This window comes from Arthrobacter sp. MYb229, from assembly GCF_002975405.1.
Taxonomy (GTDB): Bacteria; Actinomycetota; Actinomycetes; order Actinomycetales; family Micrococcaceae; genus Glutamicibacter.
The window spans coordinates 134133-151155 of record NZ_PCPS01000004.1; the positions used below are offsets into that span (position 1 = coordinate 134133).

Annotated in this window: 14 protein-coding genes and 1 tRNA gene; 10 read left to right on the plus strand and 5 right to left on the minus strand. The window is 62.4% G+C overall.

What is annotated here, in order from left to right; translation table 11 throughout:
- Positions 1-30: 30 nt before the first annotated feature.
- Complete coding sequence (dnaG, locus tag CQ019_RS13315; protein ID WP_105569910.1) at positions 31-1911, plus strand: DNA primase; 1881 nt, start codon at positions 31-33, stop codon at positions 1909-1911.
- Positions 1912-1965: 54 nt separating this feature from the next.
- Positions 1966-2038 (plus strand) — tRNA-Asn (locus CQ019_RS13320).
- A 117-nt stretch (positions 2039-2155) separates the two neighbouring features.
- Here CQ019_RS13320 and CQ019_RS13325 read toward each other — a convergent pair.
- The gene (locus tag CQ019_RS13325; protein WP_096287451.1) at positions 2156-2989 is read right to left on the minus strand and encodes a hypothetical protein; all 834 of its coding nucleotides are present in this window, start codon (positions 2987-2989) and stop codon (positions 2156-2158) included.
- Between the two features lie 171 nt (positions 2990-3160).
- Between CQ019_RS13325 and CQ019_RS13330 the strand changes: the two genes are divergently transcribed.
- A complete protein-coding gene (locus CQ019_RS13330; RefSeq protein WP_105553752.1) occupies positions 3161-3490 on the plus strand; it encodes a thioredoxin family protein in 330 nt (109 codons plus the stop codon).
- Here CQ019_RS13330 and CQ019_RS13335 read toward each other — a convergent pair.
- Positions 3487-4692, minus strand: a complete 1206-nt coding sequence (locus CQ019_RS13335; RefSeq protein WP_105553751.1) for an ROK family transcriptional regulator — start codon at positions 4690-4692, stop codon at positions 3487-3489. The genes CQ019_RS13330 and CQ019_RS13335 overlap by 4 nt on opposite strands.
- Positions 4693-5178: 486 nt before the next feature.
- Here CQ019_RS13335 and xylA point away from each other — a divergent pair, with 486 nt between their 5' ends.
- The 7 genes from xylA (at position 5179) to CQ019_RS13370 (ending at position 13736) form a co-directional block, all read left to right on the plus strand.
- The gene (gene xylA, locus CQ019_RS13340; RefSeq protein WP_105569911.1) at positions 5179-6366 is read left to right on the plus strand and encodes a xylose isomerase; all 1188 of its coding nucleotides are present in this window, start codon (positions 5179-5181) and stop codon (positions 6364-6366) included.
- A 101-nt stretch (positions 6367-6467) separates the two neighbouring features.
- The gene (locus CQ019_RS13345) at positions 6468-7862 is read left to right on the plus strand and encodes a xylulokinase (RefSeq protein WP_105553749.1); all 1395 of its coding nucleotides are present in this window, start codon (positions 6468-6470) and stop codon (positions 7860-7862) included.
- A 256-nt stretch (positions 7863-8118) separates the two neighbouring features.
- Positions 8119-8928, plus strand: coding sequence for a DUF4190 domain-containing protein (locus tag CQ019_RS13350; RefSeq protein ID WP_105553748.1), 810 nt, complete (start codon positions 8119-8121; stop codon positions 8926-8928).
- 257 nt (positions 8929-9185) lie between these two features.
- Positions 9186-9377 (plus strand): hypothetical protein, encoded by a 192-nt coding sequence (locus CQ019_RS13355; protein WP_105569912.1) that lies wholly within the window; start codon positions 9186-9188, stop codon positions 9375-9377.
- Positions 9370-10896 (plus strand): sensor histidine kinase, encoded by a 1527-nt coding sequence (locus tag CQ019_RS13360; protein ID WP_105569913.1) that lies wholly within the window; start codon positions 9370-9372, stop codon positions 10894-10896. The genes CQ019_RS13355 and CQ019_RS13360 overlap by 8 nt, the downstream gene beginning before the upstream one ends.
- A complete protein-coding gene (locus tag CQ019_RS13365; protein ID WP_105569914.1) occupies positions 10893-12452 on the plus strand; it encodes an SLC13 family permease in 1560 nt (519 codons plus the stop codon). The genes CQ019_RS13360 and CQ019_RS13365 overlap by 4 nt, the downstream gene beginning before the upstream one ends.
- Positions 12453-12509: 57 nt before the next feature.
- Positions 12510-13736 (plus strand): glycerate kinase, encoded by a 1227-nt coding sequence (locus CQ019_RS13370; RefSeq protein ID WP_105553745.1) that lies wholly within the window; start codon positions 12510-12512, stop codon positions 13734-13736.
- 28 nt (positions 13737-13764) lie between these two features.
- Here the strand turns inward: CQ019_RS13370 and CQ019_RS13375 are convergent, their stop codons facing one another.
- From CQ019_RS13375 to CQ019_RS13385, 3 genes are all read right to left on the minus strand, one after another.
- Positions 13765-14319: a TetR/AcrR family transcriptional regulator gene (locus CQ019_RS13375; protein WP_105569915.1), complete on the minus strand. Its 555-nt coding sequence runs from the start codon at positions 14317-14319 to the stop codon at positions 13765-13767.
- Complete coding sequence (locus tag CQ019_RS13380) at positions 14316-16229, minus strand: MFS transporter (RefSeq protein WP_255248479.1); 1914 nt, start codon at positions 16227-16229, stop codon at positions 14316-14318. The genes CQ019_RS13375 and CQ019_RS13380 overlap by 4 nt, the downstream gene beginning before the upstream one ends.
- Before the next feature lie 262 nt (positions 16230-16491).
- The gene (locus CQ019_RS13385; RefSeq protein WP_105553743.1) at positions 16492-16866 is read right to left on the minus strand and encodes a PH domain-containing protein; all 375 of its coding nucleotides are present in this window, start codon (positions 16864-16866) and stop codon (positions 16492-16494) included.
- Between the last annotated feature and the right edge of the window lie 157 nt (positions 16867-17023).

The window sequence follows — 17023 nt, forward strand, 5'->3', positions numbered from 1 at the left end:
GGCGGCGCGCAACTTCTTAGAATGGGAAACATGGCAGGGCTGATTAAACGAGAAGACATCGACGAGGTGCGTAACCGCATCGACCTTCGTGAGGTCGTCGAATCCTATGTCACGCTCAAATCCGCGGGCGTGGGCTCCTACAAGGGCCTGTGCCCGTTCCACGATGAACGCAGTCCTTCCTTCCATATCCGCCCTCAGCTGGGAACCTTCCACTGCTTCGGCTGTGGCGAGTCCGGGGACGTGATTGCGTTCATCCAGCAGATGGACCACTCTTCATTCACCGAGACCGTTGAATCCCTGGCGGCTCGCATCAACTACGAGCTGCATTATGAGGATGGCGGAACCGGGCCCCGCCGCGAAGAATACGGTAAGCGCCAGCGACTGGTCGACGCCCATAAGGTGGCCGAGGAATTCTTCCGCACCCAGCTAGCCAGCGACGAGGCGCAAACCGCTCGAGAATTCCTGAACGGGCGCGGCTTCGAGCCTCAGGCAGCAGCCGATTTCTCCGTGGGGTACGCACCCAAGGGGTGGGACGCGCTGCTCAAGCACCTGCGTTCAAAGGGTTTTGCCGACGAGGAACTCAAACTCACCGGCATGTTCTCGGAAGGCAACCGCGGGATCTACGACCGGTTCCGTGGCCGGCTGGTATGGCCCATCCGCGACCTGTCAGGTGCCACGATTGGCTTCGGCGCGCGCAAACTCTACGAGGATGATCAGGGCCCTAAATACCTGAACACCCCCGAGACCCAGCTGTATAAGAAATCGCAGGTGCTCTACGGGCTGGATCTGGCTAAAAAACAGATTTCCAAGACCAGGCAAATCGTCGTTGTCGAAGGCTACACCGACGTGATGGCCTGCCACCTTGCGGGGATCACCACGGCGGTGGCGACCTGTGGCACCGCCTTCGGCACCGACCACATCAAGATCGCCAGGCGGCTTTTGCAGGATGACGGTACCGGTGGCGAAGTGATCTTCACCTTTGACGGCGATGCCGCCGGGCAGAAGGCGGCTTTGCGTGCCTTCGAAGAAGACCAGCGTTTTATCGCGCAAACCTATGTGTGCGTTGAGCCGACCGGTGCGGATCCCTGCGATCTGCGTTTGCATCGCGGGGATGAAGCGGTGCGTGAACTGATCGAGCTCAAGCGCCCGCTGTTCGAGTTCGCGATCCGCGCGGAGCTGAAGAAGTTCAATCTGGACACCGTTGAAGGCCGTGTGCAGGCCCTGCGGCAGACCGCACCGATCCTCGCGCAGATTCGTGACTCGTCGATCCGTCCGGCCTACGCGCGTGAACTGGCCGGCTGGCTGGGCATGAACAATGAAGACGTGAACCGTTCGGTTGCCGCCTCCATCAAACGCGCCCGGCTGCCTAAGAACACCCAGGCGGCCGCCGGTAGCGCCCAGGCTGCGGGGGAGGCGCAAGAGCAGCCCGGCAACGCCTTCGAACGTCCCGACAAGCGTGATCCGGTGATGCGTTTGGAGCGTCAGGCGCTGGAAGTTGTCATTCAGCAACCTCACCGGCTCAGTGAAGAGCAGTGGCAAGCCTTTTACGAGGCCCGCTTCATGGCTCCGGCGCACGCTGCCGTACACGACGGGGTGGTGGCTGCCAGTGCGGTAGGCGCTTCGGCATCGTCGTGGGTCGAGGTGATTCGTGATGAGGTGCCCGAACAGTTGCGTTCTTTCGTCTCCGAGCTTGCGGTGACCAGCATTCCGGCCTCCGATGAGCACAACTTGTCCCGCTATTGTTCAGACATCATCAATGGGCTGATTGAGCTTCAAATCACACATCGCAAAGCCGAGCTCATTGGCCGGTTGCAGCGGGCCGAAATGGAACCCGAAGGGGAGGAATACACCCAGATCAACCGCGAACTTATGGAACTTGAGATGCGTCGCCGAATCCTCCGTGGGACCTGAGCGGCCAGTTTTGGTTTTTGGTTGAGCGTCGGGTAAAGTTATATCTCGTTGCATTCCTCCATAGCTCAATTGGCAGAGCATTCGACTGTTAATCGAAGGGTTACTGGTTCAAGTCCAGTTGGAGGAGCTTTCAAAAGGCCCCGGTTCTCATTGCGAGATTCGGGGCCTTTGCCTTTGAGTATTCCTGCCGGATGTTTGAAGCCTCACGCCCGCCTAGGGCGCTAAAGGGATCCACTGTTGGGGCCTATGCCTGCGCGGGGTGGTTCCACAGTCTTCGAGATTCCAAATACCAGAAATAGGTGAAGAGGCCGATCTCGTACCACTCGATGATAAATAGCGCCTGCGCTACGCCCATGAGGGTAAGCACGAGCCATCCGACGATGCCCAAAGCCATGAGTACCAGCAAGACGGCGTACTGGGTTGAACGCCCACCGCTGGTATCGGTGTCGCAGAGGTCTTCGCGCCCCAGATGGCTGGCGATGGCTACTCCCATGCTGATAATCAATAGAAACGCGGCAGCATAGTGAACACCGGCAAAGTCTGTGCCTTCGATGCTGCGCCACAACAGCAAGCCGATAAACGCGATCAGCAGCACGGTACTGACGAGGGTCAAAGTTTTACTGAGCGTGCTGAAGTGCAACGAGCGCGGCGACCACTTGCTAGTTTTCCATTCAAGCCAGACAAATACCGCGGAAACCACGAGGACGGCAAACACCGATATTTGCACGGAGCGGATCAGCTGTAGTTGACCGTGCGGGGTCAGCGTGGAGAGCGTCTCGCCCAGCCGGGTTGGAACCAAGGCTACAAATATCGCGTAGAAACCGGCAAGGTTCAGGGCATAGTCCTCCAGGGGCGCGCCTTTGTAAACTACGAGCATTACTCCGGTGGCGACAAGCATTGCGACGAATAGGTCCCGGCTAGGTCCCAAGTAGTAGGAACTGATCGAGTCTTCAACTTTTCCGTTTAAAAGCCCATAAATCACGATGGCAACAACCAGTAAAAGCGGTAGGACCAGCAGAGCTAGCCTGACGTAGCGTAGCGTGTCGCGGCCATGATCGATTTCGTCGTTGGTGCCCATACTTGAATTCTGCAACAGCAACTGCGCTGGCTAGGAATTGTTTTCATCTCAGCGTGTCGCTGGGTTAAGCGGTTGAGCACCGTGAATCCCCGCATCGCTTAGCCGAGCAGCAGCCGGGATAGCGAATCCAGAACTTCCTGGATCTCTGGATCCTTCGAGGAGAATGTACGTATGCGCATCGAATTGTTGGTTATCGAGAATTGCCCCAACTCCGCCCTTGCGGCCGAGCGACTGGGCGCTGCCCTCGAAGCACTCGGAGTCAGGAATACGCCGATACTGCAACACGTTTTGAAAACAAGCGCCGAGACGCTTGGCACTGGTTTTGCCGGTTCCCCAACGATCATTGCAGGAGGCATTGATCTTTTTCCGGCGGCGACTACGCGCGAACTCGCTTGCCGCATCTATCCGACGCCGGATGGCCTGCAAGGTGCGCCAACTGTTGACCAGCTGACCGCGGCATTGTCGGCCCGAGGCTACGGGCAGCGGCAGGCAAACCGCTAGGGCGTCTGGTCTGCGGCCCTGTACCCGGCTGGGTCCGAAAGCAATTGGGCGAATGCCAATTCGGCGGCGCCAATGAGCAATAGATCCGAACCCAGCACAGCCTTTCTGATTCTGACCTCGCGGCCTAGCCCTGCAATGGGGCCGCTGGAGACCGCATCGGTCAACCGTTCGGCGCGCATTGCGTAGATGGTTCCCAAGAAACCGCCAAGGACGATCATTTCTGGGTTGAATATATTAACGAAATTGGTAAGCGCCACGGACAGCAGATCAATCTGCCGGTCGATTTCTTGGTGAAGCTGCGCGGACTCATTGCCGGCAATTGCCTGCTCAAGAGAGTCTAGGTCGGCGCTGTCGAACTGGAGGATATCCAAGAGACTTTCAACCCGCACCTCGGCATCGAGGCAACCTCGGCGCCCGCAATGGCAGAGGACCCCGCCGGTTCTGACCAAGGTATGCCCCAGTTCTCCGGCAAAGCCCGAGGCTCCACGAAGCGGGGCACCGCCGGTGAGAATGCCGCCGCCAATGCCACTGGCGCTTCCATTGAGATAGAGCACATTGGCGTAACCTTGCGCGGCACCGTGAATGCTTTCGGCAACGGAGCCTAGGGTTGCGTCGTTTCCTACGAGTACCGGAAGTCCGAGCGCGGGTTCCAGCAATGACGACAAGGATTCATTCGCCCATTGCAGGTGCGGTGCGAGGAGGATCTTTCCGTCGCTGTCTTGCACCAGAGCGGGCACCGCTACGCCCACGGCGACGATGCGATCCAGCACATCGATATCCGCGCGCATGCCGTCAAGAATTGCCTTGCTGATGTTGGCGGTTTCAACAGGAGTCGGTTTCGCGGCGGCTTCATAGCGAATTCTGCGATGGACCTTGCCGCCGAGCCCGACAAGCCCAACATGCACGGCATCGATGTCCGGGTTGATGGCGACCGCGACGACTTTGTCGTTGGGATGAACGAGCGGGCTGGGCCGGCCAGCCCTGCCAGCTGCTTGTGGCTCGCTTTCGAAGACCAGCCCCAGCTCGCAAAGTTCGGCGACTAGTGCGCCGACCGTGGAACGGTTAAAACCGGTGCGCTCGGTAAGTTGGGCACGCGATAGCCTGCCTTCGCGGTGCAACAAGGTGAGAATGACAGACAGATTATTGCGCCGCATGGTTTCAGGGCTCTGCACCGCCTTGGACGCACGGGGTGAGGCCGTCATCTAGTGTCCTTCAATTCTTCATTCTTAGGCTGAGCTGGCTAGCTGATGGATGAGCAACGGCGGCCAGCGACCGAGTGCCATAAATTCAACCGGCTGGGCAGGGGTAACGAGCCACGAGCACCAGTGGCGTCCGTCTTGTCAGTCGTTGGAACATCTTCAAACTTTCGCCATTTTATCAACTACGTTGCCGCTCCCAATGACCGTTCTTGCGCCTGCAACCCACGTGACGTGACGATGGGATGCCATGCGGCACGGGCGCGGCAGAAGATTGCCGCGTTTCAAGGAAATGGACAATCAAAATTCCCATAAGTTGTAAACGTAAACTTATAGGAGTTAGGGCGCTACATCAAGTCTATACCCCTTGTTTTACTTGGTGGAGGAACTCTGCCAATTTCGTTTATTCGCGAATGAGGGGGAAATTTTCCTTGACTCTGAGGATCGTTCTGCAATAAGTTGTTGCTAACTACAAATCATTCAGGAGTACGCATGACTTTGCAACCAACGCCAGCAGACCGTTTCACCTTTGGCCTATGGACGGTGGGATGGACCGGGAACGATCCGTTCGGCACGCCAACCCGCCAGGCACTCAACCCGGTCGAAGCGGTCAATCGGCTCAGCGAGCTGGGTGCTTACGGTATTACCTTCCACGACAACGACCTGATCCCGTTTGATGCAACGGCAGCAGAACGCGAGAGCATCCTCAAGGATTTCCGTGGCGCCTTGGAAACGACCGGTTTGAAGGTCCCAATGGTTACCACCAACCTGTTCAGCCATCCGGTCTTCAAGGACGGCGGCTTCACTTCCAACGATCGCTCCATTCGCCGCTATGCCTTGCGCAAGGTGTTGGAAAACATTGATCTCGCTGCCGAGATGGGTGCCGAAACCTTTGTCATGTGGGGTGGCCGCGAAGGCAGCGAATACGACGGATCCAAGGATCTGGCATCTTCGCTCGATCGCATGAAGGAAGGCGTTGATACCGTCGCCGCCTATATCAAGGAAAAGAACTACGGGCTGCGCCTTGCGCTGGAACCTAAGCCAAACGAGCCACGCGGTGACATCTTCCTGCCCACGGTAGGCCACGCGCTGGCTTTCATTGCCGAGCTTGAGCACGGCGATATCGTAGGCGTTAACCCGGAAACCGGCCATGAACAGATGGCAGGATTGAACTTCACGCACGGCATCGCGCAGGCGCTTTGGGCAGAAAAGCTGTTCCACATCGACCTCAACGGACAGCGCGGAATCAAGTACGACCAGGACCTCGTCTTCGGCCACGGCGATCTCACCAGCGCCTTCTTCACTGTCGACCTGCTTGAAAATGGATTCCCGAACGGCGGGCCAACCTACAACGGTCCACGCCACTTCGACTACAAGCCATCGCGAACCGACGGCTATGACGGGGTATGGGACTCCGCCAAGGCGAATATGTCCATGTACTTGTTGCTCAAGGAACGCGCTACCGCATTCCGCGCCAACCCAGAGGTGCGGGAAGCGCTGAAGACCGCAGGCGTCTTCGAGCTGGGCGAAAGCACTCTGGCCGTCGGCGAAACCACCGCGGATCTGCTGGCGGATACGTCGGCATTCGAAGGCTTTGATGCAGACGCTGCCGCCGAGCGTTCCTTCGGGTTCATCCGCTTGAACCAGCTGGCCTTGGAACACCTGATGGGCGCACGCTAAGCCTGAGGTTTTTACAAGAAAAGTTTGACCGCGTCCCCGGTTCTGTTGCCAGATCCGGGGACGCGGCGCTGTTATTCATCCCAAGCCCGAAAGTTACCTAAATGCAGCTGGTTGCCGGAGTGGATAGCTCCACCCAATCTTGTAAGGTCGTCATTCGTGACGCCGGTTCCGGAGCCCTGATCCGACAGGGCTCCGCGCGCCATCCATCGGGCACCGAGATCGACCCAGAGCACTGGTGGACGGCACTGCAGCAAGCCATCGAAGAGGCCGGCGGCCTGGAGGATGTCTCGGCTATTTCGGTGGCAGGCCAGCAACATGGCATGGTTTGCCTCGACGCCGACGGCGCGGTAGTTCGTCCCGCCCTGCTGTGGAACGACACTCGCTCGGCGGGCGCAGCTCGGCAGCTCGTCGAAGAATTCGGCGCCGACTATTGGGCGCGAAGCATTGGAACCATCCCGGTGGCCTCGCTCACCGCGACCAAGCTGTTGTGGCTGGCTACCGCGGAACCAGGGAACGCCGCGCGCACTGCCGCGGTATGCCTACCTCACGATTGGCTCAGCTGGCGCCTGGCAGGATTTGGCCCAGGCAGCGGTGCCGAAGGCCTAGCCGCGTTGCGCACCGACCGTTCGGATGCCTCGGGAACCGGGTACTGGTCACCGAGCACCGGCGAGTATCTGCCAGAGGTGCTCGAACGCACTCTGGGGCATGTGCCGGTCCTGCCAAAGGTCCTGGGGCCATTGGAAGTCGGACAGTTGACCTCAGCTGGAATGCTGATCGGCCCCGGCTGCGGCGATAACGCCGGAGCGGGATTAGGCGTGAACGCCACGCTGGGCACCGTGGTGATCTCGGTTGGCACCTCCGGGACGGTATTCACCGTGTCCGACCAGCCTACCGGGGATCGTTCGGGGCTGGTGGCCGGATTCGCCGATGCCACCGGCAGCTACCTGCCACTGGCTTGCACCTTGAATGCCTCCCGCGTGCTGGATGCGACGGCGGCGCTGCTGAAAGTCGATCTTCCGCAACTGTCCCAGCTGGCATTGACCGCGCCTGCCGGTGCCGAAGGTTTGAGCCTGATCCCTTACTTTGAGGGGGAACGAACCCCTAATCTGCCCGACGCTACAGGCTCGCTGCACGGGCTGACCTTGGAGAACTTCACCGCCCAGAATCTGGCTCGAGCCGCCTTCGAGGGGATTATCTGTTCGCTGGCGGACGGGCTGAAGGCACTGACGGACTTGGGGGTGCTGGCCGAGCGTATTGTGCTGGTCGGTGGGGCGGCGCGTTCGGTTGCACTGCAGGAAATTTCGGCCAGTGTGCTGGGCCTGCCGGTAAGCGTTCCGGAACCCGGGGAGTACGTTGCCGATGGGGCAGCGCGCCAGGCGGCGGGAGTGTTAAGCGGAGTATTGCCGCTCTGGCCAACCAATGAGGCCCTGCTGGCGACAAGCGAACCGGACAGCCGGGTCCTCCGCCAGTACCGGCAGGCTGCTTCCGGTTACTGAGAGCCCAGAGGACTGCCCTTCGACTACATGGTCAACTTGAAATCGAGGGGCAGTCCTTTGCCGGAAGCGCGAGCTAAGCCGAGGCAGGGGCGGAACTTCTCGGGAGCTGAAAATTTACTGTGAGGCTAAAGTGTCGGAGCGTCCTCGTAGTGTCGTTGATGGATCAAGCAAGATTCAATCCGGATCACGACCATGGGGTATGAGCCGGTTTCACTTAGGCGCTGGCTAAGCGCCGTCATCACTTGAGGAAATATTCATGTCTGCTGGAACTCCACTGGAGCCTGCACCGCACTCGCAGCTCCCACCCGCAAAGTCCACTGCCGGCAAGGGGCTGGGAATTGCCGCACTGGTCATTGCCATCGTTGCCCTGACCCTGTGCTGGGTCCCGATCGTGAACAACTTCGCCGCGGTTCTAGGTTTTGTCGCCCTGATCCTCGGCATCATCTCGCTCGCCATCGCCGCGAAGCGGCGCGGCAGCAAGGGGCTGGGGATCGCCTCTAGCGTGATCGCCATCGTTGCCATCGTGCTGGTCTTCGTCACCCAGTCCGCCTACGTCAAGGCCTTGGACGGTGTCTCGGCTGCCATCGATGACGCCGCGGACGGAGAGGTCGCGGCTCCGGAGAAGGTCATCGAGCAGGCGGCAGATGAGTCTCAGGTGCTCAAGCTGGGTGAGGCGGCCACTATCGGTGAATATTCGGTCAACGTCAGTTCCGTGAACCTCGAAGCCGACGAGGCCATGGCCAAGGCCAACACATTCAATGAAAAGGCCGAGGGGCAATATGTCCTCGTAGATCTTTCCGTGGTGTACAACGGCGAGGAAGAAGGCGACGCCTGGCTTGACCTGTCTCCAGAGCTGGTTGGCTCCGATTCGCGCATCTACAGCACCTCTAGCTCCATGGCCATGGCTCCGAAACCAGCCATGGATGTGCCTACGCTGACCAAGGGCGGCAAGGGAACCTACCAGGTCGTCTTCGATGTACCGGCCGATGCGCTCGATGACGCGAAGATCCGCGTCACCGAAACCCTGTCCTTCGACGACGAAGCGGGACTCTGGGAGACCAAATAGTCGAACCGCAATAACGAGCTCCAACGCGAATGCACGGGCTGCGCCGCAAGAAAAGACCATGCGGCGCAGCCCGTGCCTTGTGCGCCGCAAGCCGGTAGGCGCCCCCACGCCGGAGCCATCGAACTCACCGTCGCGCAGACCGTGATCGGGAGCCCGTAAGGTACCTTCTCACCTTCTCATATTCTTCTCATCGACGAATCATAAACCTCTCACCAGTACTTAATTTGTGTCTCACAAGGGTTTTCTAATGTAGAAGCATGATCCGTCGCATACTTCTCATCCTTGCTGTCCTGGCCGTTCCCGCCGGGCTGGCAAGCGCCAGCCAAGCGCTGGCCGACTCCGCAAGTCCGCCGACTCCGCACCAGCAGCCGATCGTGGTTCAGCTGGACGTGCGACCGCAAACTGCGCTGCCCAGCGCGCAGCCGGAACGCGGTGGCGAGGATGGCTGAATCTGCTGAGCAGCAGGGGTCCACGGTCTCGGCCCGGTTGCGGATTGTCGGCTGGATCGTTCTCACCACGGCGCTGGCCTTGCTCGCGGTGACGGTCACCATGCGTTCGATCATTTTCGGGCAGGTCGCCGAGGCGGCCAATGTGGGCATCACCCAGGAGATCGAGGAATTCAGGACCTTCGCCGCCGAGGGGCTGGATCCGCAGACCGCGCGCCCCTTCGCCTCGATGGACGAACTGCTCGAACGTTATCTCGCCCGGCAGCAGCCCATGGCGGGCGAAGCAATTGTCGGCCAGGCCAACGGCCGCGTGTTCAGCGCGCACGGCGCCTTGGACCAGACCGGTGTTGTGCTGGCCGCGGATGCGCAGCTGCTGGCTCGGATCCTCGATGATTCGCGGACCTCGGCGGTGTATGAAACCAAGTACGGCACCGTGCGCTGGGCCAAGGCGGTAGCCGAGGAAGCCGCTACCGCTAACCGGTCCGGCCCGATGCAACAAGCCCAGCTGGTCGTCGCACAGTTCACCGCCGGCGCGCAGGAAGAAGCCAACCGGCAGGCGGTGCTCCTGTTCGCGGTGGCCGCCGGAGGGTTGGTGCTGACCGCGGGGATCGCCTGGCTAGTGGCAGGCCAAATCATGCTCCCGATCCGCACCGTGCGCGAGACCTCTGCTGCCATTACGGCGCATGACCTTTCGGCCCGCATCCCGGTGTCCGGGCGCGACGATCTGGCGCAGCTGGCCCAGACGCTCAACGCAATGCTCGACCGGGTCGAGTCCTCCCATCTGGCCCAGCGGCACTTCATCGCCGAAGCGCGCGAGCATCTCAACGAACCGCAACGTCGGCTCGCGGCGACGCTGCACGAACTGGTCCGTGAAGACCTGCCCGCGGTACAACGCGCCGACATCGCTTGCGGGGCGCAGGAGCTCATCTCGCAGATGGGCCAAACCCTCGCCGACCTCGACGTACTTGCACACAGCGGCCACCCGGATTTCGTCAGGCCGCAGCTGGTGGCCGTGGGCGAGGTCACCGCGGATATTGCCGCCGAGGCAGCGCAATCGGACACCTACCTGCAACGGCATTTCCGCATCGAGCAGTCGGCTGGCGCCGAGGCGTGGCTTGACCCGGAGCGCATCACCGATGCCTTGCGCCAACTGATCCAGAACGCCGTCGCGCACACGGACCACGGGGACACCATTCGACTGGGCTCCGCCGCCGATGAACAGTCAGTCAGCTTCTGGGTGGCCAATGACGGCCCGGGCCTGGATTCCGAGGTGGCCCGCGCATTGCTTGATACCTATCGCAGCGGGGGCACCGGCACTGACCAGGAACCGGGCATGGGCCTTGGGCTGGCCGTGGTCAAGGCGGTAGCCCAAGCGCATCGGGGGACCGCGTGGGTCGAATCCGGCCCAGGCGCCGGAGCCCGCTTCGGCCTCTCGCTACCGCGACTGGCTTTGGCTCCGGAAGCAGGCTCCGAGGAGAACTTCGCCGAGCGCATGGCGAGCACTCTGGGAGCCGAGTCATGAGCACGAGGCAACGCACTACGGATACCGGATTCCGCTACAGCACCGACGCACCGCAGCCGGCGGCTGCCGTTGGACCGGCACAACGCGCCCCGCGGCGGCGCTGGAACCACCGGCGCGCCAGCGGGTTGCTGGCCGCGATGCTGCTCGCCGCCTTTCTGGTCTGGTGCGCCTTCGGGGCTTTTGGCTCCGCGGCGGGAACGGCGACCGCGCTGCCGTCCCAGGGCGCACTGACCCTGGCGGTCTTCGCCGTCGCGATCTGGCTATGGGTCTTCTCCCCGGTCGGGGACACCTATGTCGCTCTCGGCGCGGCCTTGGTGCTGGTGCTCATGGGCGTGCTGCCCGAGGACGTCCTCTTCGCCTCGCTGGGTGAAGACACCATCTGGCTGCTGTTGGCCGCGTTCGTGATTGCCGCCGGAATCACGGCAACTGGTTTGGCCACCCGCGCCGCCGCCTGGATCGCTGTCGGAGCCCGCAACCCGAGACAGTTGATGCACCTGACCACCGGTGCACTGGTGGCCACCGCATTCGCGGTGCCTTCCACCTCGGGCCGGGCGGCGCTGGCAATTCCCGTCTTCATGGCCTTGGCCAAGGTGCTTGCCGCCCGCCCGAGGGTTGTCCTGGCCCTGTCGCTGCTCTTCCCCTCGGTCATCCTGCTTTCTGCGGTCGCCTCGTATTTGGGGGCCGGGGCGCATCTGATCACCAGCCAGATCCTCGCCACCTCCGGCTATCAGGACTTCTCATTCGCAGGTTGGCTGCTCTACGGGCTGCCGCTGGCCTTCGTCTCCTCGCATCTGTGCGCGGAACTGGTGCTATGGCTCTTCACCCGCGGCTCGGATCGCCGCCAAGCGCTGGAGGTGAGCATTGGGCAGCTCCAAGAGCATTCCCTGGTACCGCTGACCGGACCGCTGAGCGTCGGGCAATCGCGCGCCGCCTTGCTGGTATCCGCGGTGGTGGTGCTCTGGTGCACCGAACCATTGCACCACTTGCACCCGGCCGTTGTGGCTCTGCTCGGATCCTTGCTCGTGGCCAGTCCGGGCTTCGGCTCGGTGGGCCTGGCCAAGGCGCTGAAGGCGGTGCCGTGGTCAATGCTGATCTTCATGGCCGCCACGCTGACCCTGGGCACCGCGCTGGCCCGCACCGGCGCCGCCGACTGGCTGGCACGCCGCGTGCTTGGACCGGTCGAGGGGCTGGGAGCCGCCGCCCCGTGGGTGTTCACCATCGTGGTGGTGGTCGTATCCGCCGCGGCCCACCTGGTGATCCAGTCCCGTTCGGCGCGCTCGGCGGTGCTGATTCCGCTGGTCGTTTCGCTTGCCCCGGGTGTGGGGGTGGACGCGGTGGCTATCGCTTTCGCCTCCACTGCCGCCGCAGGTTTCTGCCACACGCTCACCAGCAGCGCGAAGCCCGTCAACTTGTTTTCCGATATCGAAGGTGTGGACAGCTATCAACCCGCGGACCTGCTGCGGCTCAGCGCGGTGCTGGGACCGGTCATGGTCGCCCTGATCCTAGTGTTCTCCTTCTGGATCTGGCCGGCCATGGGCCTGCCGCTGTTCACCTGAGATCGCTGACCCAACAACCATTGCCTACACCTAATCACATTAAAAGGACTCATCCTCATGGTTCACGCATTGCCGCAACGCATCCTGGTTGCCCCCTCCGGATTCAAGGAATCCCTCGACGCCTCGGCCGTCGCCGCGGCAATCGGCGCCGGCGTGCGCCGCGCCTTGCCCGGGGCAGTGGTCAAGGCCGTCCCGATCGCCGATGGCGGGGAAGGGACCGCCGAAACCCTTGCCCGCGCCACCGGCGGCCATCTCGTCCCAGCGGTCGTCACCGGACCGGTAGGGCAAAAGGTCGGCTCTCACTATGCGATGCTCGGCGGAGAATCCGCCGGCACCGCCGTCGTGGAGATGGCCGCCGCGGCCGGTCTGCGGCTCGTTCCCCGGGCCCAGCGCGACCCGGGAACCACCACCAGCTACGGCGTCGGCGAACTGATCGCCGCGGCAATCGACGCGGGCGCGACCAAGGTGCTTGTCGGATGCGGAGATTCCGGAACCTCCGACGGCGGCATGGGGGCGCTGCAGGCGCTCGGGGCACGGATCCTAGATGGAAAAGGCCGGGAGCTCACCGCCGGAGGAAATCAGCTCGGACGCATCGACCGGCTTGATTTAGCCGGGCTGCACCCGGCGCTCGCCGCCGGAACCGTGCAGATCACGCTTGCGCTCAATCAGCACAACATCCTGACCGGGCCGCGCGGCGTGGCCCGAGTCTTCGGCCCGCAAAAGGGCGCGACGCCTCAGCAGGTCGAGGCAATGTCCACTGGTTTTGAGCGCTGGGCCGCGGTGCTGCGCCGCGATGCGCTTGCCTCGGCGCGTGAGACCGACTTCGCGACCGCGCCGGGCACCGGGGCCTCGGGAGGGCTGGGCGCCGGACTCGCCGCAGTGGGAGCGGTGCTGCTGCCCCGCTTCGAAGCGATCCTCGACTCCGGGCTGGCCGGAATCGACCTCGATTCGATGCTGCGCGGAGCGGACCTGGTGATCACCGCCGAGGGCGCCATCGATTTTCAGACGCCTAAGGGCAAGGTTCCCGCGGAGGTCGCGCGCCGTGCCGGCCTGCAAGGAGTGCCGGTGGTGGCTCTCGCCGGAACGCTGGGGCGCGGCTGCCGCGACGTCCACGACATCGGCATCGATGCGATTGCCTCGATCGTGCCGATCCCGATGACCCTGCAAGAAGCGGTGGATGACGGGGAACGGCTGCTCATCGAGGCCGCCGAGCGCTTCATGCGCACCATCATCCTCGGCGCCTCGATGGCAGCCAGCAAACTGAGCCCGCACGAGGCCTGGTGAGCGGACGCCGGTGAGAGCCAAGGGTGCGCTAGCCGGAGGCGCCAGCCCGGTCGATGTGCAGTTGGACCGCCGCCGCATACTGCTCGACGACCTCGTCGGAATCGAAATCCTCGGCCGCGAAATAGCCTAGGACTCGAATGCCCTCGGCCAGGCCCAGCAGCTGGCAGGCCACGGCCGAGGCATGGCGGTGGTCGGCGGTGGTATCTGCGATGGTCCTTGCCAACCCGGCCAGATAGGTCTCGCGCAGCTCGCGCTGGGTTACCTCCGGTGTGGGCGATTGCCTGATCCGCGGGACCAGGGTCTCCCATGGATCAACCACCGCGGCATCACGCCGGTTGAGGATCTGCTGCACCAGCGCCCGGCCCAGGCGTTCGCGGGGCAGGTCCAGGTCTGCCAGCGGAACGGTGATGGTGCTGGCCACGGTGTACAGCTCGGCCTTGGAACCGAAGAGCTTGATCACCAAGGCGGGGGAGACCTGGGCGGCCTCGGCGATCTCGCGCACGGTAACATCATGAAATCCGCGCTCGCCGAACAAGGCCGACGCCGCTTGGCGGATGCGTCCCCGGCCATCGATGGCGCTCATGCTGGCAACTCGATATCCACACGCTCGGTCCGCGCCCGCAGAATGAGCTTGACCGAAGTGGCGGTGTCACTGTGCGGTGACGCGGCGGTTAAAACGTAGGTTCCCACCGGAGGCAGATCCAAGGTGTAACTCCCGCGCCCGTCGGTGTGGGTCGCGGCGATGAAGTCGCCGGCTCCGGCACTCAGGCTGACCAGGGCCCCGGTCACGGCCATATTGCCGGTAGCCACCACGCCACTGAGCGAAAGCGTATCGTGCAGTTCCACATTGTGCTCCGTGGTTCCGCCGGAGAAGGTCACCAGCTGGGAATTTGGCACCCAGCCTGCGGCGTTGGCGACCACGAGATAGCGTCCTGGTCCGGGCAGCGCCGCGGTGAAAAGCCCCTCATGGTCGGTGCGCGCCCAGTCACCGGGGACGCCGTCCTGGCGCACAAAGGTCACAATGGCCGGACGCTGGGTACCGCCGGCAGCGGACATGATGACCCGGCCATGCACCATGGTCTCTTCGACGTTGTTGTCTGCCTTCGGCGTGCGCCCGCCGCTGGGGATGAACAAGGCAATGGCGATGCCGATGGCCGCGGCCAGCGCCGCGAGCCAGAACGCCAAATGCAGCGCGTCGATCGAGGGCAGCACGGTGCCGTTGTGCTCGACGACCAGCGTGGCGAGGATCAGGCCGGTCAGTGCGCTGGCCACGCTGGTGCCCAGCGAACGGATCAGCGCATTGACCCCGTTGGCCGAGGCGGTTTCGGTAATCGGCACCGCGCTCATGATCAGCGTCGGCATCGCGGCGTAGGAGAAGGCGACTCCGACGTTGACCAGGGTTGCCCCGACGATCACCTGCCACACAGCGTCATCCAGGAAGACCCGGCCCACGTAGGTGAGGGCCATAATCGCCGCGCCGAAGATCATCGTCGGTTTGCCTCCCCAGCGATTGAGCATCGCGCCGGCAACCGGGGACAAGAAGACCATGGCCAGCCCCGAAGGCACCATGGCGAGCCCGGCGACCAGCACCGACAAGCCAAAACCATAGCCGGTCTGCGTGGGGATCTGCAGCTGTTGGGTGGTGATGAGCATGTTGACGAACATCGCCACGCAGAGGAAGAACGAGGCGACGTTGGTCAGAAGCACCGGCCGCTTCACCGCGGTGCGCAGGTCCACCATCGGCTGGTTGACGCGCAGCTGCAGCGGGATCCAACCGGCAAGCAGCGCGAGTGCCAGAGCAAATAGGCCGAGTGTGAGCGGACTGTTCCAGCCCCAACTGGCACCCTTGGTGACGGCCAATAGGGCGGCGGTGAGTATTACGGAGAGGACCAGCGCCCCGGAGATGTCGAAGCGGCCGGGGGTGGTGATCGTCGATTCCTTGACCAGCAGCAGCACGCCTACGAGGAATACCAGGCCCAGGCCTGCGGAAACCCAGAACAGCGATTCCCAGCCATAGGCGTTGTAGAGCAGTCCGGACATCGGCATGCCCAGCGCCGAGCCGATGCCCAAGGTTGCGCTCATCAGCGCGACGGCCGAGGCCACCTTTTCCTTGGGCAATTCGTCGCGAAGCACCGAGATTCCCACCGGGATCAGCGAGGAGGCGAAGCCCTGCATGGCCCGCCCGGCGATCAGTGCGCCAAAGGATCCGCCGAGGGCGGCAACAAGCGAGCCGAGGGTCATCACGGCCAAAGCGAGCAGCAGCATTTTGCGCTTGCCGTACATGTCGGCCATGCGGGAAATGACCGGGGTGAAAATCGCCGCGCTGAGCAGCGTGGCGGTGACCAGCCAGGAGGAATCTTCGGCCGAGACGTCGAGGATCACCGGAAAATCAGGCAATAGTGGGACAACGAGGGTCTGCTGGAGCGCTACCACCATCCCGCACAAGGCGAGGATGGCGGTGGTCGCCCACGCGGGAACGGAACGTATCGGCACGACGGTGGCCTTCGGATAATAGATGGCGCAAATGGGGTGAACGGCTGTTTACCCTCTCTAAGAACACACGGACATTCGGTGTACTGTCAAGTAGGTTCCGGTGCCGGAGGGGGCGATGAGACCGTCGGAACCGGACTATCGGATCCTCAGCGTGCACGGCAGCAGGGCGTTCAGTGCCCTTTCGGTTGCATGGATTCCAGCTAGCAATTGTTGATCCGGAAAAGTTCATCCCGGACAATTTTTCAAAAGCGCCAGCGTACTTCTACAGAACGTAGCCGGCGATCACTTGGGAGAGGGCGCGAATATCGACTTTGCCCTTGAAATCCAGGCTCACCTTGCCCAGACCGCTAAACCACAGCTCCAATTCCGCGTCGAGATCAAAGGTTCCGGCCGTTTCGACGGAGAAGGCCTGGATGCGGGAGTAGGGCAGCGAGGTGTAGTCGCGTTTCTTGCCGGTCAGGCCTTGGACATTGACCGCAACGAGCCGCTTATTGGTGAAGACTACATAGTCGCGTGCACCCTTGAACGCGGCGAGCAGTTCTTCCCCGGAGACGAGCATGGGAGTTATTTCCGGGGCTACCTCGGCCAGATTCCATGGGCCGAGCTTGAACACCGAGGAGTTATTAAAATCGATCATGCCTTGATCCTAGGCATGACTTGGGACAATTTGGAGCGCATTTCTCGGTGGGCGTGCCTATGTGATGTTGGCAAGGAATGAAGCGCTCCGGGCGCATCTGTCGGAAGCTGGTGATACGTTGAGCCCATCGGGCCTTCGGGCGCATTACAGGGGGAAC

Bases quoted from the DNA above. Each gene is read 5' to 3' on its own strand.
- CQ019_RS13375 (WP_105569915.1), bottom strand. From the start codon at position 14,319: ATGAGCGCCATCGATGGCCGGGGACGCATCCGCCAAGCGGCGTCGGCC.
- CQ019_RS13370 (WP_105553745.1), top strand. From the start codon at position 12,510: ATGGTTCACGCATTGCCGCAACGCATCCTGGTTGCCCCCTCCGGATTC.
- CQ019_RS13365 (WP_105569914.1), top strand. From the start codon at position 10,893: ATGAGCACGAGGCAACGCACTACGGATACCGGATTCCGCTACAGCACC.
- CQ019_RS13350 (WP_105553748.1), top strand. From the start codon at position 8,119: ATGTCTGCTGGAACTCCACTGGAGCCTGCACCGCACTCGCAGCTCCCA.
- CQ019_RS13385 (WP_105553743.1), bottom strand. From the start codon at position 16,866: ATGATCGATTTTAATAACTCCTCGGTGTTCAAGCTCGGCCCATGGAAT.
- CQ019_RS13355 (WP_105569912.1), top strand. From the start codon at position 9,186: ATGATCCGTCGCATACTTCTCATCCTTGCTGTCCTGGCCGTTCCCGCC.
- CQ019_RS13360 (WP_105569913.1), top strand. From the start codon at position 9,370: ATGGCTGAATCTGCTGAGCAGCAGGGGTCCACGGTCTCGGCCCGGTTG.
- xylA (WP_105569911.1), top strand. From the start codon at position 5,179: ATGACTTTGCAACCAACGCCAGCAGACCGTTTCACCTTTGGCCTATGG.
- CQ019_RS13330 (WP_105553752.1), top strand. From the start codon at position 3,161: ATGCGCATCGAATTGTTGGTTATCGAGAATTGCCCCAACTCCGCCCTT.
- CQ019_RS13345 (WP_105553749.1), top strand. From the start codon at position 6,468: ATGCAGCTGGTTGCCGGAGTGGATAGCTCCACCCAATCTTGTAAGGTC.
- CQ019_RS13335 (WP_105553751.1), bottom strand. From the start codon at position 4,692: ATGACGGCCTCACCCCGTGCGTCCAAGGCGGTGCAGAGCCCTGAAACC.
- dnaG (WP_105569910.1), top strand. From the start codon at position 31: ATGGCAGGGCTGATTAAACGAGAAGACATCGACGAGGTGCGTAACCGC.
- CQ019_RS13325 (WP_096287451.1), bottom strand. From the start codon at position 2,989: ATGGGCACCAACGACGAAATCGATCATGGCCGCGACACGCTACGCTAC.